The following is a 23,580-nucleotide window of genomic DNA, read 5'->3' as shown; positions in this document are numbered from 1 at the left end:
AAAGCCTCCATAAATCGTTTGCACACATTATACAATAAGAAAACGCTTGTAAGAAAGGTATGGTTATGTTAGCATAAAACTAATCGAATAAACGAACGTGAGGAAGCACCTCTCTTGCATTTTTTGCAGGAGGGGTGCTTTTTTTTTGCGTTTAGGCTTGCTTACGTTTATTCGCGCGATTATCCATTTTGGTCGAGGAGTGAATGAATCATGCAAATCGTTTTTCTGAACACGTTTGAAAAACCGGTTGAGGACGGCACCATTGTTACGGGAAAGCTCTCCATCTGCGAGAGAGACGGCATCTGGGCAGTCTTGTGGTCGGAGGGGGATGCAGAGGCAGTCAGCTGGTTTGAAGGTACGTCCTGGGAAGAAATGCTGATCGGCTTCCGTCATGGCGTTGCGGTAAAAATGGGCGAAGGCTATACGCCTGTCGTAGACGGCATGCTGGAGGAGAAGCGGGGAGGAGCCGGCAGCTTCTTGTCGATGCTGCAATGCTACGGCGAGCTTCATGCGAAGCAGGAGCTGTTCGAGGCGCTTCGGGAATGGCGCCGCAAGAAGGCAGTCTCGGAGAAGCGTTCGGCTTATTTGGTTGCCACCAACCGGATGCTGTGGATGATTAGCGCATTTGTTCCGTATACAACGGAAGAATTGCTGCAAATTCCGGGCTGGGGAGAGCAGAAGCATGCGGCCTACGGGCAGGAGCTCTTGGAAATAACGGTTCAGCATGGCCGCGAGACCGATTTTCCGCTGAAATGGGTAACCGAGAAGCTGGAGCCGGCGGCGTATACCCAATGGATGTATAAGCAGAAGGAGGCACGATACAAGAACGATATGATTCGGCAGCAGCAGAAGAAGCGGATATTAAGCTTTGTATTTGAAGGCGGTTCGATGGAACAGCTGCAATCGGAGCTTGAGCTTCCCCGCCGCGAGATTATGGACCGGATTGAACAGCTTGAAACGGAAGGCTACGATTTTGAACCGCTTATTGCCAGGGAGCTCGCGGATATGCCGGATACGGAAAGAGAGCTGATCTGGGAAACGTTCCGCCAGGCCGGCGACCGTTACTTGAAGCCCGTGTTGCAGCAGGTATACGGGGAAGACAGCTTGAAGGAAAAGCAGATGGACGTACTCTATGAAAGGCTGCGCCTTGTCCGCCTCCACTACCGGAAGTCCGCGAAGCAGCAAGCGATGTAATTGGTGAGGGAAGAAATAAAGGAAGCTCCCGCTTTAGGGGGCTTCCTTTATTCCGCCATCCGGCCAAATCGGCTCCGCATAGCGAATGCTCGCGCCGGAATCGCAGGGAAGTCCGGTCTCGTAGGAGAGGTTGCCGATAAGACCTTCTGCATGCTGACGAAGCTCCGGCCTTCCGCTGCCTTCTCTTAAATAGCGAAGGACCGCGGGAATAACCAGCAGCGCATCCTCCATCGCGCGGTTCCATAAGGTCCAGGCGGTCTCGTTTCGGATAACGGTGTTGTCCGAAGGATCAATCCATGGCGTTCCGGCCTCGTTAAGCACATCGTAAGGCACTTGCTTACGAAAGACAAAGGGTTCAATTTGCCCGAAGGTAATGGATCGTTTAATAGAAGTTGGATCGTGGAACAGACGTTGAGCCCGGATCATATCCCGGACTGCGTTATTCCAATCTTCCTCGCGGACGACCGGTGCAAGCTCCGGATAGAAGCTGCCGGTAATAGCCTGGAAGGCTTTCACTACAGCTTCCGGCAACCGGCCTCCTATGTCGATTTTACGCCATACCGGTGTTTTCCACGTTTCGATTCCCCATTGCTGCCTGGCAATAATCGTATCCATCATGACCTCGTAACGCTGATGATCCCATTTGCGGAAGCCGGATCTGCTGAAGACAAGCGGGTGCATATGCCGGTCGAGCACATGGTGGAGCACAAATCCCAATGCATACACAACAGCCGGATCAGGCTGACGGGCCTCCGCGGAACGTCCGGCAACCGAATCAAGCAGCTTCATAAGGACAGGCCCGCAGTCCCGGTTATGCATGTCGCTGCCAAGCTGAATCATGGGCGATTGTCCCTGCCACGGCAGAAAACGGTGATAGAATAGGAAATCCGGACCCTGACAGCCCATATAAAATAACCGGCGGAGCGGTTCCGAGGCTGCAAGCCCGGACTCTTGCAGCTGATCAAGTACTTTTTGGCCAAATATGAGATGCGCCCAAACGTTAGGCATGGAAGGAAACCCCCCACTTTTTGTCAAATTAAGTATGAAAAAGTGACTATATGCGTAGGACTTAAGGTTCAATAATGATAATATTAGTATACTTGTCCTACGTATTTAAGTATAATGGAAATAGAATAGACTACGTGCGAATTTTGTCGAAAAGGAGCGTTCCCGCTAATGAAGGCAGAATACATTAATCCGTTTCTTGAAGCCGCAACGATCGTCATCGAACAGGTGATCCAGATTCGGCCTTCCACCGGAAAGCTAGGCTTGAAGAATATCGAATTAGTAGAAAATCACATTTGGATTCAGATTGGGATTAATGGGCAAATGAATGGCGACATTGTATTCGGGCTGAGCGAGCAGGTAGCTCTGAAGATGGTCTCTGCCATGATGGGCGGATTTACGATCTCCGAGCTTGACGAGATCGGTCGCAGCGCGATATCCGAGCTTGGTAACATGATTAGCGGTAACGCAAGCACCATGCTTTTCAATCAAGGGGTAAGCGTAGATATTACGCCTCCAAGAATTATTCAGTCTGCTAGCGCCGAAAGCTTATCTGCAGGACAGGCATTAACGGTACCTCTCATTATGGACGGAATCGGTCAATTTGATATTCAAGTCCTAGTCGCATCGTAACATAGAAGCAGGCTCCTTCGGGAGCTATTTTTTTTGCTTTATTTTTTGCTAATCAGGGATTGATCAAGTACACTTAAGAGATGAGAATGAGCGAAGCGGATGCAGGTGATGATGAGTGTTAAAGGGGAAAATTGTCCTTATTTCCGGAGCCTCCAGCGGAATTGGAGCGGTCACGGCAAAACAGCTGGCTAAGCTTGGCGCGTTACCGATCTTGACCGGGCGGAATCTGGAACGGCTTCGCAAGCATGCGGCCGTCATCGGTGCGGCATGCCCGATGTATCAGATGGATGTAACCGATATGAAGCAGGTGCAGCAGACCGTTGATGCCATTATAGCGAAATACGGCAAAATCGATATTCTGCTGAACAATGCGGGCTTTGGCAAATTCGAGACCTTCCTGGAAGCAGAGTTAGAGAGCTTCGAGCAGATGATGGACACCAACTACATGGGGGTTGTCCGCTGCACGAAAGCCGTGCTGCCCTACATGCTGAAGCAGGGAAGCGGACATATTGTTAATATTGCATCCATGGCGGGGAAAATCGGTTCCTCGAAGTCTACCGGTTACTCGGCAACCAAGCATGCGGTGCTTGGCTTCACCAATTCTCTGCGCATGGAGCTGAACGGTACCGGCGTTATGGTATCGGCGGTTAATCCGGGTCCGATCCGTACCGAATTTTTCGATGTCGCCGATCCTTCGGGCACTTACGTGAAGAACGTAAGCTGGTTTATGATGAAGCCTGAATACGTGGCATCGCAAATTATTAAAGTGATGGAACGGCGGAAAGCCGAAGTGGACCTGCCAAAAACAGCGGCTGTTGGCATTAGGCTGTATCAGCTGTTCCCGCGCATCGCCGACCGTGTATTCGGCGGCTGGTTTAATCGAAAATAGCGGTGAAATAAGAGAGGAACGTATATGAGTCAAAAGACATGGAATGATCTAGGCATTACGAAAGCGCTGGGCGATAAGCTGGAAGCGAACAACATAAAGGTACCGTCGGCCATCCAAGCCGAAGCGATTCCGACACTGCTGGAGGGCCGGGATGTATCGGCGCGTTCGCAGACGGGCTCGGGCAAGACGCTGGCCTATTTGCTGCCGATGCTTCAACAGCTGAAGCCCACATCGGGGGCCATTCAAGCGATTATCCTGGCTCCAACGCAAGAGCTGGCGATGCAAATCGTCCGTGTAGCAGAAGGCTATGCGGAGCCGCTTGGCCTTCGCGTCCAGCAGTTGATCGGCGGCGCGGCGATGAAGCGCCAAATTGAGAAGCTGAAGCTTCGCCCGCAGATTGTCATTGGTACGCCGGGGCGGATTCATGAGCTGTTAAAGCTGCGCAAGCTGAAGCTCAGCGAGGTGCGTCATATTGTTATCGATGAAGCGGATCAGGTATTTGAGCTTGGTTCGACCCGCGAGGTGGAGACGATCCTGTTCGCCATGAGCCAAGAGCGCCAGCTGGCCTTTTTCTCCGCAACGTATCCCGACGTGATGGCACGGTTCGAAGGACGCTGGATGAAGGATCCCGTCCGCATTCAGATTGCGCCGGAGCAACGGGTATCGGAGACGATTGATAACTTTTACGTCGTATGCGATAAACGGGACAAGCCGGATGTCGCAAGACGGATTGTCCGCATGCTGAAGCCGGAGTCCGCGCTTATGTTCCTGAATATTACCGAAAATATCGCGAACTGGGAAGCGAAGCTGAGCTATGAAGGCTTCTCCGTCGAGACGTTGTACGGCGATTCGGACAAGCAGCGCCGCGCAGCGACGCTGGCCAGATTCCGTGAAGGAAAAACGCAGCTGCTTCTCGCAACCGACGTAGCGGCCAGAGGTCTTGATATTGAAGGTCTGCCGCTTGTCATTAACCTGGAGCCTCCTATCGATGCGGATCATTATGTTCACCGCGCCGGCCGTACCGGGCGGATGGGCCGGAAAGGAACCGTTATCTCGCTAATTACGCCGCAAGAACGGTTTATTATGGACAAATTCCGCAAGTCGCTTCGGATTGAGCTTCCGGAGAAGGCGATGTACAAAGGCGAATTCGTGGCTCCAAGCGAGCTGCCAAGCAAAGTGGCGGCAAGACCGTCCCCGCGCCGTACTCCCGAAGAGCAGGAAGTCAGCACGCGTTCCTTTGTTGCGCCGAAGAACAGCAAGGAATGGGAATCATTGCTCAAGGAAGAACGGAAGCCTAAAAAAGGCGCTGCTAAACCAGACAGCGCAGCTCCGGCCCCGCGTCCAAAGCCGGCTGCCGCCAAGCAGGAGAGGCTCCGCGACAAGAAAGACAAGGGCGCTCCGAAGTGGCTGAAGGCGAAGCGCGAAAATCAGGATAACCAATAAAAAACCAAATAAAAGAAATTTTTTTTAGAAGCCACCCTCCCAAAACTTTAGACCTTCGACGAAAACGTATAGGCGAAGGTACAAGCGGAATATTTTCCGTCAAAAAAGTACAAGGGAGAGTGGCTTTTTATGAAGAAACAAGCGGTATGGAAAAAAACGGTGATCTCTTCGATGGCAGTAATGATGCTCGCAGGCGGTGCGTCTTCGGCATTCGCAAACGGTAACCATAACGACAATGGCGGAAATAAAGGCGACGATCGCGGCGGTAAAAAAGAAGTTAAAGTGAACTGGAAATTCAAAGACGAAGATGATATGAAATGGGCAATGGAATATATTATGCGTCTTGCATCGAAAGGCGTATTTACCGGTTACGAGGACGGTTCGTTCAAGCCGAACCAAAAAATTTCCCGCATTGAGACATTGGTTGCAGCGGTTCGTCTGATGGGACTTCGCGATCAGGCGGAATCGACGGCAGAAATGAGCACGAAGCTGAACTTCAAGGATGCCGATCTGATCAAGAAGAAGTATCCGTGGGCAGTTGGTTACGTAGCGGTAGCGGTTGAGAACGATCTGTTTAACGAGAATGACTTCGAGGTGAAGCCTCAGGAAAATGCAACTCGTCTGTGGGCGGCAACGATTCTCGTTAAAGCGCTTAAACTGGAAGATGAAGCGAAGGCGCTTAACAACACGCAGCTTGATTTCAAGGATGCGAAAAACATTCCGGCGGGTTCCGTTGGGTATGTGGCTCTGGCTATCAAAAAAGGAATCATTACGGGCTACAACGATAATACGTTCCGTCCGAACCAGCCGGTTTCCCGCGCGGAGCTTGCTGCCTTGCTCGACCGCACGGATTCCGAAATTCCGGATAACGACGGACAAGCTATCACGGGCAAGCTGAAAGCAGCTGCTTCGAACGGTCAAATTACGATTACGCAATCGAATGGTACGGATGTAACGCTTGCTTTGGATCCTAACGTCTTTATTTTCAGAGAAGACAAGAAAGCAGCGGTAAGCGCGCTGAAAGCCGGCGACGAAATTCTTGTCCGCACTTATCAGAACAAGGTTGTGTTTATTGAAGTAACTAAAGCAGCCGTTGATCAGTCCACTGTATTTGACGTTACGGGCAAAATCAACACGATTACTTACAACGCTAACGGCAAGCTGTCCACGATCTCCATCTCGAAGCAAGACGGAAATCAAACAACGGTAACCATTTATAACGTTGCGGATAACGCGCTTATTGCCGGCGACCGAAATAATCTCGTAACAGGCCATGATGTTAGAATTCAAGGCAAAGACGGCGTTATTGCGGGTATTACGATCCTTTAATAAGAATTGAATGGAAGCAGGTATTCCTTCCCTCGTGGAAAGGAATATCTGCTTTTTTTGATATTGCGGCTGTAATTCGGTATGCTGATAGGAGAAGAGCAACTTATTTTATAGGTAATTGTAGGTGACGGAATATGAGCGAGCCCATTTTGCAGGTGGCCGGATTAACCGGCGGTTACAGCCCGCGGCGTCCCGTGCTTCATGATGTGACGTTCGAGGTGCGCGCAGGAGAAATGGTAGGATTAATAGGACTTAATGGTGCGGGCAAAAGCACAACGATCAAGCATATTCTCGGGCTTATGAAGCCTCATCAGGGGCAGGTGAAGGTGGACGGCGTTACGCTTGAGGACAACGCGGAGCGTTACCGCTCCGCTTTTGCCTATGTGCCGGAGACGCCAGTCCTATTCGACGAGCTGACAGTGGAGGAGCATTTGCGTCTGACCGGGATGGCCTATAATGTGGCCGAGCCGGCATTTGGCGAACGGCAGGAGCAGCTGCTGGACGAATTCCAGATGAGGCCCAAGCGCGGGGCATTTGCTTCGCATTTGTCCAAGGGGATGAAGCAGAAGGTAATGATTATGAATACGCTGCTCTCCGAACCGCCGCTTTACATGATAGACGAGCCGTTTCTAGGCCTGGATCCGTTAGGCATTCGTTCTCTGCTTGAACGGCTGGTTGAAGTGAAGAAGAAAGGCTCGGCTATTCTGATGAGCTCCCACATCCTGTCGACGGTGGAAGCGTATTGCGACCGGTTTATCGTTATGCATCAAGGCAAGGTGGCTGCATACGGAACGCTTGAAGAGGTATGCAAGACTGCCGGAATCGAAACGCGCGGCGGGGCGCTGGAGGATGCCTTTTACAAGCTTGTCACCGAGGGACGCCAATGAGCGGGGGAGATCGGTCGCTTGAGGCTTTATGGCTCAAGCGGTCAGGAGAATTCCGGAAAGAAGTAACTCCTTATTTCGGTTATATGGCGCAAAGCGGGTTTCCGTTGTTTATGTCGTTTATCGTGTTGTCATCCGCCTTTGGTTACATCAGGCTGATCCGTGATCTGCCAAGCGGATTTCCGATTACGCTTGTTGGTACCGTGGCCTTGTTTATTATTCTTAGCTGGAGTCCGCTCCGAACCTGGCTGACCTTGCCTGATATTGTCTTCCATATGCCCCGTGAGGCGGAAATGGGCGGCTATATGCGCAGAAGCTTCCGCCGCTCGGCAATTATGACTTCTTTGCTTGGGATTATTGTGCTCCTGCTCTATTGGCCGATTTACCGGCAAGGGGACGGGGAAGCCGGCTTTTTGACTTTGCTGCTCATTTGCGCGGTTATGCGGGCGGCAAACCTGCGGGGGGCGTGGAAGGAACGGAAATTCGCCTGGTCCGGTGTCCGTCTTCTGTTTCGGTTTTTTCGCTGGGCGGCGAATGCGCTTGCGCTGGCGGTTACGCTGACGAGCGCGCCGTGGCAGGCTGCATTGTTCCTGCTGCTGCTTCTTGTCTTGTTCGCTCTGCTGTACCGGCTGCCGGACAAGCATTCGTTCCCATGGGAACGGCTGATTGAAGAAGAGGCTCGAACCCGAAGAAGCTACTATCAATTTTTCGGCTTATTTATCGATGTTCCAACGATGCCTTCCCGTACAGCATCCCGGGCTTACCTGGCGTGGGTTTTAAGGTATATTCCGAATCGGCACCGCCTGACCTATGTATATTTGTACGCGGCGTCTCTTGTAAGAACGGAGATTGGCGGCATCGTCTTGCGGCTTACCGTGTTGTTTGCGCTTATCGTTTATTGGTTTGCGGAGGACGGATGGCTGTCGGGTTGGGGAGCTGCCGGAGCTTATTTCATCCTGCTGCAGCTGGTAGCCGTACAGCTCGGGGGATTGCGGCATTCCCATCGCTATTCCGTCTGGCGCCATGTCTATCCGCTGCCTGAAGCACAACGGATGGACAGCCTGATCCTTGTAGACCGGTGGGCGTTTGCGACGGTTTCATTCCTCATGTGGCTGCCGGCAGCCGTCATGCTGCTGGTTCAAGGGCTCATCGTTCCGGCGATTGTCGCGCTGTTGGCTGCTTACGCGCAGATTCTATTCTTTCGTCCCGGCCGTTTGCGCCGCAAGCTAGTCGAAGATGCGGAGGAGGAATGACGGTTTTTCGTTATAAAAATAGCGGTGCAGGGATCATCCCTTGCACCGCTGTTTTTTTATTTATAAAGGGCAATTAACCGAGCAGCTCGGTAACCGCCTTGTAGATCGTATCGAACAGCTCTTCCAGGTTCGGCTCCTCAATGCAGGAGAATGCAACGCGAAGATCGGTCTCGCCAAGCGCGATTGTTCCGATTCCGTACTCGTCCAGGAGACGTGTGCGGACCTCTTCCGCGGAGACGCCTTTCAGCTTAAGGCACATAAAGTAACCGGAGTTAAATGGATAGTAGCTCCATACGTCTCCGTAACGTCCGCTGTCGAGCAGATCTTTTACTTTATTGGCACGCTTTTTCATCACTTCGTATTTCTCCGCTTTCTGTTCATCGAACTCAGCAGACTGCAGTGCGCGCAAGACGAAGGTTTGCGACGGATGCGGGCCGCTCGAGATTGTCGCGCGGATAATACCCATCGTTTTCTGCTCAAGAGCAGCCAGTGCTTTATCGGAAGGGTTAGCGTAAGTAATGAAACCAACGCGGAAGCCCCATACGTATTCTTCTTTAGTCGCGCCGTCGACTTTGACAGCCAGTACGCGCGGATGCAGATCGGCCAGCTTGCCAAATAGCGATTCATGCAGCGAGTCTTCAAAGAACAGGCCGAAGTACGCGTCGTCCGTTACGGCCACTACGTTAATGCCTGCTTCTGCCGCATCGCGGATTGCCGCAACAATCTCATCGCCTTCCTGAGGATCCGGCGAGTAGCCTGTAGGGTTGTTCGGGAAGTTGAGGATGACAATCGCTTTTCCTTTGTCCTTCTGAGCGAGCAGAGCTTCGCGCAGACCGGCGCTGTTGAAGCGGTAATCCTCATTGTACAGCGGGTATTCAACGATCTCGGCACCGCGGCGGATGTTGAATGTCAGTTCATAGTTCTCCCAGTTCTTGTTCGGGATGATAACCGCATCGCCGACGTCGGCGAACAGGTCGGCAACAATACTCAAACCGTGTGTCAATGCGTTCGTTGCGACAGGGTTGCTGAATTTTTTGCCTTCAAGGGAAGGGTTTTCTTTAACCATTTTGGTGCGCCATGCGGAACGCAGCTCCGGCTTGCCTGCTGGCGGAGCGTATTCGTAGATATCTTTTGGATCATACGAGGACAATGTGTCTTGTATAACCTTAAGGTGCATGGGCTGACCGTTTTCTATTGCTATGCCGATCGTGGCGTTAAATTTCTTAGCTTTGGCCTTTGCTTCTGCGGATTGGCTGAGTATGCCTTCCTTCGGGAAATAAATCGCTTTTCCTAAAGCGGACAACATGTCGTAGACGTTCGGACTTTCGGCTTTGAGCGTCTCATTCAACTGCTGAGCAAGTGGGTTCATGGACTCCATTCCATCCTTCCGGGAAATCAATTCGTCATTTAACGCTTATCGGGTGCTATTATAACATTTTTTTAACAAAGCACACCAACCAAAATGCAATATTTTTTGACTTTTGTGCAAACGGGAGGGCAATACCCGCTTGCGTACGGGTTTCCGGCTGTTGTATGATGTCGGCAAGAACTCGAAATTTCGCGAAAAATGCTTCGGAAAAGCGTCGCGAGATCCTTAATATTCGTATGGGAAGTAATTTTCGGCATAACGAAAAGCATTATTTGGTAAACTTTAGGATTATGCTTGCAATGTATCTTCAACCAATAGCAAGCGGGGTTAAACTTTTAGGAGGATTCGCATGCTGCACTTATCTACGGATTCGTACATTAAATTGCCGCCTATTGCCAAAATCGTATGTGAACCTAACTGGAGATGGCAGCGGCGCGAGAAGCCGATGGCGAACTATGATTTATTTTATGTATGGAGCGGCGAAGGGGAAGTGGAAGTTAACGGAACAGCGTATCCGGTAGGAAAAGGAAGCTGCTTTTTGTTCCGGCCTGGTGACCACACGAGTGCTACCCATAATCCACAAAAGCCCCTTGTCCTGACCTATATTCATTTTGACGTACGCGAGCCTGTGCAGTTTGTGCCGGAACGTTACCGGAAGCTGACGGATACGGTTGATTTCGAATATTTGCTTTCCCGGTATGTCCGGCTGTTTCTCGTTGAGACATACGCGGCGGAGGAGGAAGCCTTGCTGGTGCTTAAGCAGCTGATGATCCATCTGCTGCGCGAGGACCGGGAGATGCCGGTTGAACGCAAAGGCAGCAACCAACTGACCGAAGCGATTCAAGAGGTTGCCAATTACGTGAAGCAGCATCCAAGCGTAGCTCACCGGGTTGAGGATTTGGCGATGCGCGCCCAGCTGTCTCCGCGGTATTTTTCCGTAAAGTTTAAGGAAATGATCGGCATGTCGGTACAATCTTATATGATCCGGACACGAATCGAACGGGCCCAGCATCTGCTGATGTACGAAGGCATGAACGTGACGGAGGTTGCGGATGCGCTTGGCTACAGGGATATTTTCTTCTTCAGCAGGCAGTTCAAGCAATACACGGGCAAAAGCCCATCCGAAATCCGTTAATAACAAGAAAAGGCGCCGCAGGGATAATCCCTCGGCGCCTTTCTTCTATATAGGGCCATTTCGAGTAATGAAATGGCTCTATTCGGTTCTTAAAAATAAGTTTATTTAGGGGTAAAAGTGCGATTGGAGCATTAAATGTTTCTGTAGAAACGAAGTGGTCGCTTTTGCTCTGGGGATTCCAATCCGCCAGGATTGTTCAAAGGAATCCCCGAGCAATGGCGATCGGAAGAACATTTAATGCGCAATGAGCATGCCTTCTAACGTGCAATAAACATGCTATTTACCCCTCAATCAACTGCCCCAACTTCTCGCCCATCCTCACCTTTAATCCGTGCGCAAGATCCTGCCGGGGAATGAAGGTGTCGTTCTCCATGAGCAATACGACCGTTGAGCCGAACTCGAAGTAGGCAAGCTCGCCGCCTTTTACGGCTTTGTCGCGAATGGGCTCCACATAACGAATGCTGCTGACGTTCATGGCGCCAACCTTGACGACGGCCGTTTCTCCTCCGGCATGTTTGATGTAGGTAATCAGTCTTTCATTCCGGCTGAGGACGCGGCGCATGCGGCGAAGGCCAAAGTCGTTAACCGGGTATACCTTGCCGGGAACATGCTCGCGCTCGACAATCCGTCCGTCTACGGGGGTATGTATGCGGTGATAATCGGTTGGACTTAAGTACAATACGATGTAGTATCCGTCGCGGTATAGCTCTGTTCGCGGAGAGCGGTTAAGCAGCTCCTCAATCGTATAATCCTGTCCTTTTACGTTAACAATCGTACCGTCTTTGATTGGTCCTGCCCCCGTGATCAAGGCGTCCACCGGACTTATAAGTGCTGTAGTCTCTTCATGAATAATCCGGGAGCCCGGCTTCAGGCGCCTCGTAAAAAATTCGTTTAACGTGCTGTATGCTTCCAGCGGCTTCTCCGCTTCTTCGATTTTGATGTTATACATGCTGGCGAATCTCGGAATCCAGCCGCGGCTTGCCTTCGATTGCGCGAAGCGGCCGGTCAGTCTGGATATCCATTTGCGCGAACTAAGCTCCGTCATGGCTTGAAACAACCATCCCATCATGCCCGCTCACTCACGTCCTTTCCTTGCGTCTTGCCTTTCGGTGTCCTCCGAACAGTGTGACACAACCATTCCTACAAATCAATAGTATAGGCGTCCGCGCAACCTTGTGGCAATAACGGAATCGCTCGCGTATGCTAACTGCAAATTGATAACGAAGGAGGCCTTCCTTCGACATGTCGCCTGTGAAAGTGGCATTCGTTACGCCTGGAGCCTATCCGATTCCATCGGGAAACAGCAGCTCAGTCGAACGGGTTGTTGAAAAATTCGTTCCTCTGCTGCGTCCTAGTGTTGAGCCTCGTATTTACGGGAAAACCGGGCGCAATTTGCCCCGCCGTAGCCTTGTTCATGACGTCGTATGCGAAAGATTCCATGCTGCCAGACGTTCCGCTTATGTTGCGAATATAGGACGTGCTATCAAGAAATTCGGTCCGCAAATTATACAGGTCGAGAACCGTCCGACTTATGTTATAAAGCTGAGGCATTCCAACCCGAAAACCAAAATATGGCTTAATCTTCATTCTTCCACTTACATCAGTCCGAGACACATCTCCGAGACGCAGCTCCGCAAAAGCTTTGCTCTAGCGGACCGGATTATTGTAAACAGCGAATTTCTGCGAGGTCTGATCCTTAAGAAGGTGCCGGAAGCCAGCGCGAAGCTCCGCGTCGTCTATCCGGGAGTGGAGACAAGACGCTTCCAGTCCCGCTATACGGCGGAAGGGGAGGCAGCGCGAAGACATCACAGGGAGCGTAAAGGCCTGGTCCACCGAAAAGTAGTTGTTTTCCTCGGCAGGCTGATTCCGCTTAAGGGCGTGCATCATTTGCTCGCCATCGTGCCAAAACTGATCAAGATCCATCCCGATCTTCTTGTCGTCATTGTCGGAAGTCCATTCTACGGGTCGCACCGTACGACGGCTTATTCCCGCAAGCTGTTAAAGATGGGTGAGCGGTACAAGAAGCATGTCCGGTTCGTGCCGTACGTGCCCTATTCGGAAGTTCCGGGCTGGTTCATGGCCGCCGACATTGCCGTCATGCCTTCAGGCAAGCGGGAAGCGTTCGGGCTTGTGAATGTAGAGGCGATGGCAACGGGCCTTCCGGTTATAGCTACGCGCGCTGGCGGAATGCAGGAAATTATCCAGGACGGAGAGACCGGTTTTCTCATCAATCAGACGGAAATCAAAACCGAGCTGACTGCCAAGCTCCTGCTCCTGCTCCATAATGCGGCGCTGCGCCGACAGATGGGGGTAAAGAGCAGGCAGCGGGTGGAGCAGCTTTTCACATGGGAACATACGGCGAAGCGGTGGTTAAAGATTCAAAGAAATGAAGCGGACCTGAAATACAGCGACAACCCGGAGTTAAGTGATGAAAACTTAGATCCGGAGTCGGTTCCGCAGCTCGTGCAGGAAAAGGCTCATGAGGAGGAGCAGATAATCAGCTACGAAATGGGCTACTTGAATCATACGCCTTATACCCGGGAGGACGGCAGTTAAGAGCTGCCGTCCTTTTTTGTTGCTTAAACGTTAGTAGCGCGCCCATGGGTAAGAGCATATAGTGAAATAACTTTGGGGAGGAAGAAAGAAGGAGAGGTCAATGACAAAAGGTAAATCGTCGAAAAGCGCCAAAGGGCGTAAGCCGAGTTATTTTGTTGATAATCCGAATGCCTCGGAATTAAAGTGGCTGGATGAATTGAAAAGCAAAAAGAATAAGGTTCAGAATAATAACCTGCTTGTTCCGCAGCCTAAACCTGCAGAGAACCGGCCGGTGAACATTAACGCAATAGCTCCAGTGGAAGAAGCCCCGCAAGCGGAGACGGATTTGATCCCTGTATTGACGGAAGAATTGATCCTTGTTGCCGATGCCTCCTCATCGGCTGAAATAAGCGACGCTGAGACAGAGCGGCTTATTGAGGAAATCGCTTCTTATGATGCTGATCCCGTACCGATTCCGGAGCTGAAGCAGGAGCCTAGGGTTGAACTGAAGCAACAAGAAGTTAAGCCTGAATCGAAGCCGGAAGCTAAGCAAGCGCAAAGGCAAGAATCGAAGCAGGAGCGGAAGGAAGAAAAAACATCTGTACCGGGACTTGAGCCAACTTATGAGAAGAAGCTCGACAAACTGGTGGAGAAGCAGGACCTATACAAACCGTTTCCGTTTATCTATACGGATGATATCGTGGATGGCGCCGTAACGGGCAGCAAGCTTGCTCCTTACTCGGTAGACTCGGACAAAATGCGTCCGGGCAGCATCAACTCTTCCACCTTATCCGATTATGCGGTGCAAAATATTCATCTTGCCCCCGGAGCCGTAACGGGCAATAAAGTTTCGCCTTTAACCATTACGGGCAACCATCTTTCGAACAGCTCCATTACCGGGGATAAAATCGTGGATTCCTCGATTAACGGCAGCAAGCTGCAGGATGGCAGCATCACATCGGAGAAGCTGGCCGACCGGACTATTGATTCCAGCAAAATCTCGGACAGCTCGATTACATCGCGGCATCTTCAGCCGTTTATCATCACGGAGGAGCTGATCGACAACCATTCCATCTCTGCGGATAAAATTCAAAACAGCGCCGTCCGCACGGAAAAAATAGCCAATGAGGCTATTACGAATTCGAAGCTTGGCGAGGCATCGGTTACTCATTCCAAATTGCGGGACGGAGCGATTACAGGCAGCAAGCTGGCCTCGGATACGATTGAGTCCGTTCATCTGAAGCAAGGGCTGCTCCTGGCGGAGCATGTATCGATTGGAGCTATCCTGGGGAAGCACGTGGCTCCAGGCGCCATCACGCAGGAGCATCTGGCGGAAGGAGCGGTAGGGACCGGAGCCCTTCAGCCTCAATCCGTAAACGCCGAGCGGATAGCACCCGGAGCCGTTAACGCAAGTCATCTCCAGCAGGAGACCGTTTCCGGCGAGCATATCGTGGCCGGACAGATTGGGAGCAAGCATCTTGTCGATCAAAGCGTCAACTCGAGCAAGCTGACAAATGAAGCCGTGCAAACCCGTCATATCGGGCGCAGCAGCATCATTTCGGACCATATTGCCATCGGCCAGATCGAGCAGCGCCATATTGCCCATCAGGTGGTGTCGCGTCAGCATTTGCAGTCCGGTTCCGTAGGCAGGGAGCAGCTGCAGGACGGCTCTGTGAAAGGGGAGAAAATCGCTCCCCAGGCCATTACGACCGATCATCTGAGCGACCTGTCGGTGGGTACGCACCAGCTTGCGGACCAGGCCGTAACGGATAGAAAAATAGCGGATGGCGCGGTCAAAAGCTCCAAGCTCGCTGCGGGCGCCATCGAAACGGGCCATCTGAAGAACGAGATTATTACGTTTCAGAAGCTTGCTCCCGATACGCTCCGCGCCTATCATTTTTCGGCAGGCTCCGTAACCGAGGATGCGATTTCCCCGGAAGCGATCTCCGGCGAGCATTTGAAGCCGAAGGCGATTGAGAAGCAGCATTTCGCCAATCAGGCAGTAGGCACGGATGCCATTCAGGATCTGTCGGTTACAAGCGGCAAGATCGCTTACGGTGCGATTACCGAGTTTAACCTGTCTCCGAACTCCGTTCATCCGCATCATCTGGCCGATCATAGCATCGGCTCCCAGAAGCTCGCTCCCGAATCCGTTTCAACCGACAAGCTGGCCGATCGAAGCGTAACCGCCTCGAAGCTTGGCGATGGCAGCGTCAACGAACAGCATATCGCGCAAGATGCGGTGAATTCCGATGCGATTCAGCCTGCATCCATCCATGGCGGTCATCTTCAGTATTCTTCTATCGCAAGCGAGCATATTGAGGACGGCGCCATCCAATCCGTTCATTTGGCTGACGAAGCAGTAACGCGGCAGCATTTGTCGGAAAGCAGCGTACAAACGGAGCATTTGTCCGACCAAGCGGTGACAACCGGCAAGCTGGCTGCCCAATCGGTAACAAGCGAGAAGCTGGCGGATTCGAACGTTACCTCCTCCAAGCTGGCGGATGGCAGCGTGCAATCGAATCATATTGCTCCGGGCTCGATTCATTCAGAATTAATCGGCCTTCAGGCGATCCAGTCGGAGCATCTGCAGACGGGTATTATTCAAGCGGAGCATATGGGTTATCAGTCCGTTACCGAGATGAATCTGTCGTACGATATCGTGAACACGGATCATATTGCCGACCAGGCCGTAACGGCAAGCAAGCTGTCCAAAGATGCGGTAACAACCGAAAAGCTGAACGATTCAAGCGTAACCTCTTCCAAGCTGGCAGACGGCAGCGTTACGGCTGGCAAACTTGCGGAAGGCTCCATCTACTCGGAGTTGATACGCCCGTTCTCGATTCAATCGAATCATATCGAGCCGCTCTCCATTCAATCCGAGCATCTGACGGAGGATATTATCGGAGCGAATCATATCCGCGGCGGAGCGGTTGGCACGGAGGCTTTGTCTAACCAGTCGGTAACGGCGCCGAAGCTGGCAACCGGCGCTGTGCAGTCCAGCCATATCGGCAACGAAGCGGTCGTAAGCAGGCATTTGGCGAATGATTCCGTCCTTGGCATTCATATCGTAGAGGGCAGCGTTCGCAACATTCATCTGACCGATGAAGCAGTCACCGAAGCGAAGCTTGCTCCGCTCAGCGTAGGGGAAGCCCATATCCAAGCCGGCGCGGTAAATTCGGAAGCCCTGCAGGATGAAATTATCGGAACGGAGCATCTCGCGGACGGTGCGGTTCGGGAAACCAAGCTGGCTTCCTTATCGGTTAATGCCGATCATATCCAGCCGTTGTCCGTTCAGGAGAAGCATCTGACGCCGGGCAGCATCGATGAAAGCAAGCTGCAAAACGGCGCGGTAACATCCGCCAAGCTGGCAGTTGATACCGTATCGGGCGATCACCTGCGCCTGGAGACGATTGCGAGCAAGCATATTAAGGCCGATTCCATTCAAAGCTATCATCTTCGGAAAGGCACGGTGTCCTTCGATCACCTGAGTGCGGATGTTCTTAATGAATTCAAGCCTAAAACGATTTTGCCGGAGCAGTTGGCTGAAGGGATTATCGAAACCTCCAAGCTGCTTGACGGCAGCGTTGTTACCGATAAGCTGGCGGATGACAGCATCACAACCGGGAAGCTGGCCGATGAGAGCGTCACAACCGGCAAGCTTGCGGAAGGAAGCATCACAAGCAGCAAGCTGGCCGACAACAGCGTCACGGGCGAGAAGATTTCGGATGAGAGCATTACCGGAAGCAAGCTGACGGCAGGCAGTATTACTAACGACAAGCTGGCTGATAACAGCATTACGGCCGATAAGCTGGCCGACGCAAGCATGACAGGCCGGAAGCTGGCATTCGAGAGCATCACCGGCGATAAGCTGACTGCCGAAAGCGTAACGGGCAGCAAGCTGGCCGGAGGCAGCATTACCGGCGATAAGCTGGCGGATGAAAGCATTTCAAGCCGGAAGTTGGCAGATGGCATTATTACGGGCAGCAAGCTGGCCGACGGAAGTATTACCGGCAGTAAGCTGGCTGTTGAAAGCATTACAAGCGATAAGCTTTCGGACGGAAGCGTCACGAGCAGCAAGCTGGCCGATCAAAGCGTCTCGGCCGAGAAGCTGCTGGATGAAAGCGTGTCTGGCCGGAAGCTGGCAGACGACAGCGTAACGGCGGAGAAGCTTGCCGACGATAGCATTGCAACCCGCAAGCTGGTGGACGAAAGCGTCACTTCCGAGAAGCTTGCCGAAGAGAGCGTAACGACGAGCAAGCTGGCCGATCAGGCGGTAACAGGCCGTAAATTGGCAGCGGAGAGCGTCACTTCCGATAAGCTTGCCGACGACAGCATAACAAGCCGCAAGCTGGTTGATGAGAGTGTCACCAGCGAGAAGCTGGCAGACGGGAATATCATTACGAGCAAGCTCGCGGACCTGTCTGTCACCGGCAGCAAGCTGGCGGATGAGAGCGTTGCGACGGAAAAGCTGGCTGAGGGAAGCGTTACATCTGAGAAGCTCGCGGCAGAAAGCATTACAAGGCGTAAACTGGCCGACGAAAGCGTAACGACGGAGAAGCTTGCCGACGACAGCATTACAAGCCGCAAGCTGACCGCGGCAAGCGTAATTACCGAAAAGCTGGCTGAGGGAAGCGTCATTACAAGCAAGCTAGCCGACCTGTCAGTCACTGGCAGCAAGCTGGCGGATGAGAGCGTCTCGACCGGGAAGCTGGCCGATTCCAGTATTTCGAGCCGTAAGCTAATCGATGAAAGCGTGACTGGCGATAAGCTGGCAGGCGGCAGCGTGACGAGCATAAAGCTGGCTGATCAGGCTGTTACCGGAAGCAAGCTTGCCGATAACAGCATTACCGGCGAGAAACTGGCGTCCGGAAGCATTACGGCTGATAAGCTGTCCTCAGACAGCATTACCGGCAGCAAGCTGGCGGATGAAAGTGTCACGACCGAGAAGCTGGCGGACGAAAGCATCACGACCCGTAAGCTGGTGGACGAAAGCGTGACCGGCGACAAGCTGGCGGACGAAAGCATCACGGGCCTAAAGCTGGCTAACCTGGCCGTTACCGGCAGTAAACTCGCGGACGAGAGCGTTACAACCGAGAAGCTGGCAGGCGGCAGCGTAACGAATGAGAAGCTGGCTGATGCTAGCGTGACCACCTGGAAGCTGGCAGGCGAGAGCGTCACGACCGAGAAGCTGGCGGATGAAAGTATTACATCCCGCAAGCTCGCGGGCGGAAGTGTCACGGCTTGGAACCTTGCCGAGGGCAGTATCTCAAGCGATAAGCTTGCCGATGAAAGTGTCACGACTGGCAAACTGGCTTCCGGAAGCATTACTTCGGAGAAGCTGGCCGAAGAGAGCGTCACGACCGAGAAGCTTGCCGACGACAGTATTACATCCGGGAAGCTGATTGATGAAAGTGTGACCGGCGAGAAGCTTGCCGACGGCAGCGTATCAAGCAACAAGCTGGCCGATCTGGCCGTCACTTGGAGCAAGCTGGCCGATGAGAGCGTCACAACGGAGAAGCTTGCGGCGGGAAGCGTCACGGAAGAAAAGCTTGCCACTGCTAGCATTACAAGCCGCAAGCTAGCCGATGAAAGTGTGACAACCGAGAAGCTTGCCGACGATAGCATTACAAGCCGCAAGCTGATTGCGGAGAGCGTAACCTACGAGAAGCTGGCGGACGGAAATGTCATTACGAGCAAGCTAGCCGACCTGTCCGTCACCGGAAGCAAGCTGGCGGATGAGAGCGTCTCGACAGGTAAGCTAGCCGACTACAGTATTTCGAGCCGCAAGCTGATTGATGAAAGTGTGACCAGCGATAAGCTTGCCGACGAGAGCGTGACAAGCGAGAAGCTGGCTGATCAAGCGGTGACCGGAAGCAAGCTTGCCGATAACAGCATTACAAGCGAGAAGCTCGCGGCTGGAAGCATTACGGCCGAGAAGCTTGCTGCAGATGCCATTACCGGCAATATCCTCCGGGATGCCAGCATACTCGCAGAGAAGCTTGCCGACGACAGCATCACAAGCCGCAAGCTGGCCGAAGAGAGTGTGACCGCAAGCAAGCTGGCGGACGGCAGCGTTACGATCAATAAACTGGCTGATCAAGCGGTGACTAGCAGCAAATTGGCCGACGAGAGCGTTACGGCGGAGAAGCTTGCCGATGACAGCATTACAACGCTTAAGCTAGCCGATGACAGTGTAACCACTTGGAAGCTCGCGGATCTTAGCGTCACATCCGGGAAGCTGGCAAATAGCAGCGTTACCCGCGAGAAGCTGGCGTTCGGCAGCGTGACGGGCGATAAGCTTGCCGGCAACAGCATCACTGGCGATAAGCTGGTAGAAGAAAGCATCACGGTCGAGAAGCTTGCCGATGAGAGCATCACAACCGAGAAGCTAGCCAATGAGAGCGTAACGAGAGAGAAGCTGGCGGAAGACAGCGTATGCGGCTGGCATATTGCGACAGAGGCAATAACGCTGGATAAATTGGCGCCGGAGCTTGTATCGGCGATATTCCCGCCAGTCATAGAAGATGCGGAAGAACAGTCGGAGCAAGAGCCGGAACCGGCGCCTTCCTATATCCGCTCCACGGGAACCGGTCAGGTCATTCAACAGTTCGGCCTTGCCCCGTATTCGTTCTTCAAAAAAGGGAAGATGCTGGAGATTGAAGTTATATTCGACGAGCCGTTCAGCAATACGGACTATGCCATTACCGCCATCTGCGATAATCCGGAATGCTATGTATCCGTCTTTAGCAAATCCGAAGGCAGCGCCATTCTAAACATTGTCCGCTCCAGAGGTTCGTTTGAGCCTGAGGGATATATGAACTGGATCGCCATTGGCCGGTAACATTCATAGATTCAATAGAGGATGGGAGCTAAATCTATGCTCCTATCCTCTTTTTTAATTGGGAGGGGGACAGACGTCTTGGAAGTTGTACAAATGCCGTTGCGCCAACAGTCTGCATACATACTATGTGATGTGCATCAATATGCTTGCAAATATTAATAGGCGTAAAACCGAGGTGATTCAGTGGATGAAACGCGCACCTCATCCTAATCCGGCCGTATCGGTCATTATCCCTGTTATGAATGAAAAATCGACCATCGGGCGCGTGATTCGCGAAGCGGCAAAGGTACATCCCCGTACGGAGGTTATTGTCGTTGCCAATGGTTCTACAGACGGTTCCATAGCAATTGCTAGAAAGATGGGGGCAAGAGTGCTGCAATTCGGGAAGCCTCTTGGTCATGACGTTGGGAGAACGATAGGGGCATTGGAAGCTAAAGGCGAGGTACTGCTGTTTATTGACGGAGATATGGTTATATCAGCTGCTAATTTGCGTCCTTTCATTTACGCGGTGAGAGAAAAAGGAGTAGACGCGGCGTTGAATAACTATTCCGGTCCGGTTCGCAAAGCGAAGGTTCATAGTGTCGTGCTGGCTAAGCATGCCTTGAATGCCGTTCTTCAAAGGCCTGATCTGAAGGGAATGTCGTTCACGGCCGTACCGCATGCGATCAGCCGCAGATGCTTGGATACGATAGGAGCGGAAGCCTTGTCAGTCCCTCCGCTTGCCCACGCGATGGCTGTGAAGCAAGGACTCAAGGTGAAGGCCGTACACACCGTTAATGTCGGCAAAATAAACAAACCGCGGCCGGAGCGGGAGAGGAAAAACCCGCTTGAACGATTAATTTTAGGCGATCATTTGGAGGCGATCTATTGGCTGCTGTCATGCACAGATGAACGGGGCGGGTTCGAGGATCGGCTGCGCAAGCGCGAGATGGCCTTGTAAGTCTGCACATGGTTAGGAGGGCTGCACTTTTGAAAGCTGTTATTTTGGCGGGCGGAACCGGTACACGGCTCATGCCTCTTACTTCTTATATCAATAAGCATATGCTGCCGGTCGGCAGACATCCGATGATCCATCATGGTATCGAATCGCTGCGCAGGGCAGGGATCAACGATATTCTGATTATCACGAACCGTCAGTCTGCGGGAACGTTTATCCAGTATTTCGGCAGCGGCGAAGACCGGAAGGTATCGCTGGTATACCGGATCCAGGAAGGGGCCGGGGGCATTGCGGATGCGCTGCAGCTGGCCAGACCGTTTATTGCGGATGGCGAGAAGTTTCTCGTTCTTCTGGGTGACAACTTGTTTGAAGAGGATTTAACGCCTTATATTCATGATTTTCGGCAGCAGCAAGACGGGGCGATGGTGCTTCTTAAGGAAGTCGACGATCCGCACCGGTACGGGATTCCGGTCTTTGATGCTAGCGGTGCGATCAAGCACATAGAAGAAAAGCCCGCGGAGCCGCAGTCGAATCTATCGGTTACCGGTTTATATATGTATAGCTCGGATGTTTTCGAGCGAATCGAGAATATCAGCCCGTCAAGCAGAGGAGAACTCGAAATTACGGATCTGAATAATCTTTACGCGGCTGCCGGTCTATTAACCTACCGGACGTTAGCCGGCTGGTGGATGGATGCGGGGACATTCGAGTCGCTTAAGGAAGCATCCGCCCGATATTGGGATATAGAATACTAGACGGGAGAGATTTGTGAGTGAGACGCAAACCGCGGGGCATTCGTCGTCTCAAGCCCGCGCCTACGAAAGAGGGAAGGCGTTCGGCTAATTATCAGGCCGGTCTGCAGGCAGGATACAATCAGGGACTTCTTGCTGGTCAAAGCAGCTATCAATCTTTGTTCGAGGGAACAAGCATTATTATCCCGAGCTACAATCAGGTGAATTATTTGCGCGGCTGCATCGACAGCATCGTGGACAATACGGAGCAGCCCCACGAGATTATCGTTGTCGACAACGCTTCGACTGACGGGACAGCCGAATATTTGGAGCAACTGGACGGTCAGGTGCGTTACCGTGTTCTCGATCAGAATTACGGCTTCGCGGGTGCGGTGAATATGGGACTCATGATGGCCAAAGGCACAACGATGCTTATACTGAACAATGATACGCTTGTGACGGATAACTGGCTTGGCAACTTGCTAATCTGTCTGCACAGCGATCCCACAATCGGAATGGTGGGGCCGGTCACGAATTATATTAGCGGGGATCAGCAAATTCCGGTCCCTTACGAAAGAATTGAAGATATGCCGGAATTCGCGAGACTCAATAATATTTCCGATCCGAAGCGCTGGGAGAGAACAGACAGGCTGCCGGGCTTCTGCCTCTTGTTCCGCCGAGAATTGTGGGAGCAGGTCGGCTTTCTTGATGAAGGGTTCGAATTCGGCAACTATGAGGATGATGATTATAATATTCGGACCAGGCTGCTCGGTTACTCCCTTATTATCGCAAGGGACACCTTTATCCATCATTTCGGGAGCGTCAGCATCAAGGCGCTTGGCGATCAGCTTGAACAGGTTAACACCCGAAATATGGTTTACTATATGACCAAATGGAATAATCCGTATGCGTGGATTCATCTGGTCCGCACAAGCCATCCGAAGCCAGCTTCGACTAAGGTAAAGGGAGAGATCGCCTTTTACCCGGAAAGTGTCGCTGTGAAGGGAATTGGCCCGCAGGTTTATTGGATCGAACAAGGAAGCAAACGTCCAATCGAAGGGGAATGGTCCGGACCGGTCGTGCGTCTGCCGCAGGTTCTGCTCCGGAGCTGGCCGTCTGCGGACGCGCTGCCCGCGGTTGAAGCGGCATCCAAATGGCATGCGCTTCACTCCGTTCATTTCGGCGCTTCCCTGCACGGGCAAGTTGCAAGCGGGCTGGACGGCTTCCTGTATTATCTGGAGAATGGCACCAAGCGAAAAATTATTACGGAAGCAGCAGCCGTCTCCTGGCATTTGAACGAAAGGGCGAAATATCCGCTAACCTCGGAAGAGCTGCAGGCAATGCCGGAGGGGCTGCCTCTAATTCCGCCGGTTAAGCTGCGTCAGGTCCTGTAGGCATA

At 52.4% G+C, this 23,580-nt stretch carries 16 protein-coding genes; 13 read left to right on the top strand and 3 right to left on the bottom strand.

Features of this window, described 5'->3' with window-relative positions:
- Positions 1 to 210 precede the first annotated feature (210 nt).
- A complete protein-coding gene (locus CFI03_RS12390) occupies positions 211 to 1,194 on the top strand; it encodes an HRDC domain-containing protein (RefSeq protein WP_116393861.1) in 984 nt (327 codons plus the stop codon).
- A gap of 33 nt (positions 1,195 to 1,227) precedes the next feature.
- On the opposite strand, the gene CFI03_RS12385 is transcribed toward CFI03_RS12390, so the two are convergent.
- Positions 1,228 to 2,202 (bottom strand): zinc dependent phospholipase C family protein, encoded by a 975-nt coding sequence (locus CFI03_RS12385; protein WP_116393860.1) that lies wholly within the window; start codon positions 2,200 to 2,202, stop codon positions 1,228 to 1,230.
- A gap of 168 nt (positions 2,203 to 2,370) precedes the next feature.
- Between CFI03_RS12385 and CFI03_RS12380 the strand changes: the two genes are divergently transcribed.
- The 6 genes from CFI03_RS12380 to CFI03_RS12355 all read left to right on the top strand — a co-directional run bounded on the left by CFI03_RS12380 (position 2,371) and on the right by CFI03_RS12355 (position 8,630).
- Positions 2,371 to 2,832, top strand: a complete 462-nt coding sequence (locus CFI03_RS12380) for a chemotaxis protein CheX (RefSeq protein WP_116393859.1) — start codon at positions 2,371 to 2,373, stop codon at positions 2,830 to 2,832.
- Between the two features lie 115 nt (positions 2,833 to 2,947).
- Positions 2,948 to 3,721 carry an SDR family NAD(P)-dependent oxidoreductase gene (locus tag CFI03_RS12375; RefSeq protein ID WP_116393858.1) on the top strand — a complete coding sequence of 258 codons (774 nt, stop codon included), beginning with the start codon at positions 2,948 to 2,950 and terminating at the stop codon, positions 3,719 to 3,721.
- A gap of 24 nt (positions 3,722 to 3,745) precedes the next feature.
- Positions 3,746 to 5,164, top strand: coding sequence for a DEAD/DEAH box helicase (locus CFI03_RS12370; RefSeq protein ID WP_116393857.1), 1,419 nt, complete (start codon positions 3,746 to 3,748; stop codon positions 5,162 to 5,164).
- Positions 5,165 to 5,293: 129 nt separating this feature from the next.
- Entirely contained in the window at positions 5,294 to 6,493 is a 1,200-nt protein-coding gene (locus tag CFI03_RS12365; protein ID WP_116393856.1) for an S-layer homology domain-containing protein, read from the top strand.
- A gap of 134 nt (positions 6,494 to 6,627) precedes the next feature.
- The gene (locus tag CFI03_RS12360) at positions 6,628 to 7,380 is read left to right on the top strand and encodes an ABC transporter ATP-binding protein (RefSeq protein ID WP_116393855.1); all 753 of its coding nucleotides are present in this window, start codon (positions 6,628 to 6,630) and stop codon (positions 7,378 to 7,380) included.
- The gene (locus tag CFI03_RS12355; RefSeq protein WP_162862756.1) at positions 7,377 to 8,630 is read left to right on the top strand and encodes an ABC transporter permease; all 1,254 of its coding nucleotides are present in this window, start codon (positions 7,377 to 7,379) and stop codon (positions 8,628 to 8,630) included. Before CFI03_RS12360 ends, CFI03_RS12355 begins: the two co-directional genes overlap by 4 nt.
- Positions 8,631 to 8,703: 73 nt before the next feature.
- Here the strand turns inward: CFI03_RS12355 and CFI03_RS12350 are convergent, their stop codons facing one another.
- Positions 8,704 to 9,999: an aminotransferase class I/II-fold pyridoxal phosphate-dependent enzyme gene (locus CFI03_RS12350; protein WP_116393853.1), complete on the bottom strand. Its 1,296-nt coding sequence runs from the start codon at positions 9,997 to 9,999 to the stop codon at positions 8,704 to 8,706.
- Between the two features lie 349 nt (positions 10,000 to 10,348).
- On the opposite strand from CFI03_RS12350, the gene CFI03_RS12345 reads away from it, so the two are divergent.
- On the top strand, positions 10,349 to 11,134 hold the full coding sequence (locus tag CFI03_RS12345) for a helix-turn-helix domain-containing protein (protein ID WP_116393852.1): 786 nt from the start codon (positions 10,349 to 10,351) through the stop codon (positions 11,132 to 11,134).
- A 280-nt stretch (positions 11,135 to 11,414) separates the two neighbouring features.
- Here the strand turns inward: CFI03_RS12345 and asd are convergent, their stop codons facing one another.
- The gene (gene asd / locus CFI03_RS12340) at positions 11,415 to 12,203 is read right to left on the bottom strand and encodes an archaetidylserine decarboxylase (protein ID WP_116393851.1); all 789 of its coding nucleotides are present in this window, start codon (positions 12,201 to 12,203) and stop codon (positions 11,415 to 11,417) included.
- Positions 12,204 to 12,376: 173 nt separating this feature from the next.
- On the opposite strand from asd, the gene CFI03_RS12335 reads away from it, so the two are divergent.
- The 5 genes from CFI03_RS12335 (at position 12,377) to CFI03_RS12315 (ending at position 23,575) form a co-directional block, all read left to right on the top strand.
- On the top strand, positions 12,377 to 13,690 hold the full coding sequence (locus tag CFI03_RS12335) for a glycosyltransferase family 4 protein (protein ID WP_116393850.1): 1,314 nt from the start codon (positions 12,377 to 12,379) through the stop codon (positions 13,688 to 13,690).
- Between the two features lie 100 nt (positions 13,691 to 13,790).
- On the top strand, positions 13,791 to 20,513 hold the full coding sequence (locus CFI03_RS12330) for a WIAG-tail domain (RefSeq protein ID WP_116393849.1): 6,723 nt from the start codon (positions 13,791 to 13,793) through the stop codon (positions 20,511 to 20,513).
- A 187-nt stretch (positions 20,514 to 20,700) separates the two neighbouring features.
- On the top strand, positions 20,701 to 21,453 hold the full coding sequence (locus CFI03_RS12325; RefSeq protein WP_116393848.1) for a glycosyltransferase family 2 protein: 753 nt from the start codon (positions 20,701 to 20,703) through the stop codon (positions 21,451 to 21,453).
- 29 nt (positions 21,454 to 21,482) lie between these two features.
- Complete coding sequence (locus tag CFI03_RS12320; RefSeq protein WP_116393847.1) at positions 21,483 to 22,205, top strand: sugar phosphate nucleotidyltransferase; 723 nt, start codon at positions 21,483 to 21,485, stop codon at positions 22,203 to 22,205.
- 17 nt (positions 22,206 to 22,222) lie between these two features.
- The gene (locus CFI03_RS12315; RefSeq protein WP_116393846.1) at positions 22,223 to 23,575 is read left to right on the top strand and encodes a glycosyltransferase; all 1,353 of its coding nucleotides are present in this window, start codon (positions 22,223 to 22,225) and stop codon (positions 23,573 to 23,575) included.
- The last annotated feature ends 5 nt before the right edge of the window (positions 23,576 to 23,580 follow it).

The sequence above is a fragment of the Paenibacillus sp. ATY16 genome (assembly GCF_003399985.2).
GTDB lineage: Bacteria > Bacillota > Bacilli > Paenibacillales > Paenibacillaceae > Pristimantibacillus > Pristimantibacillus glycanilyticus.
Note: the sequence above shows the minus strand (reverse complement) of the source record. Positions and strands in the feature narration are given on the sequence as shown.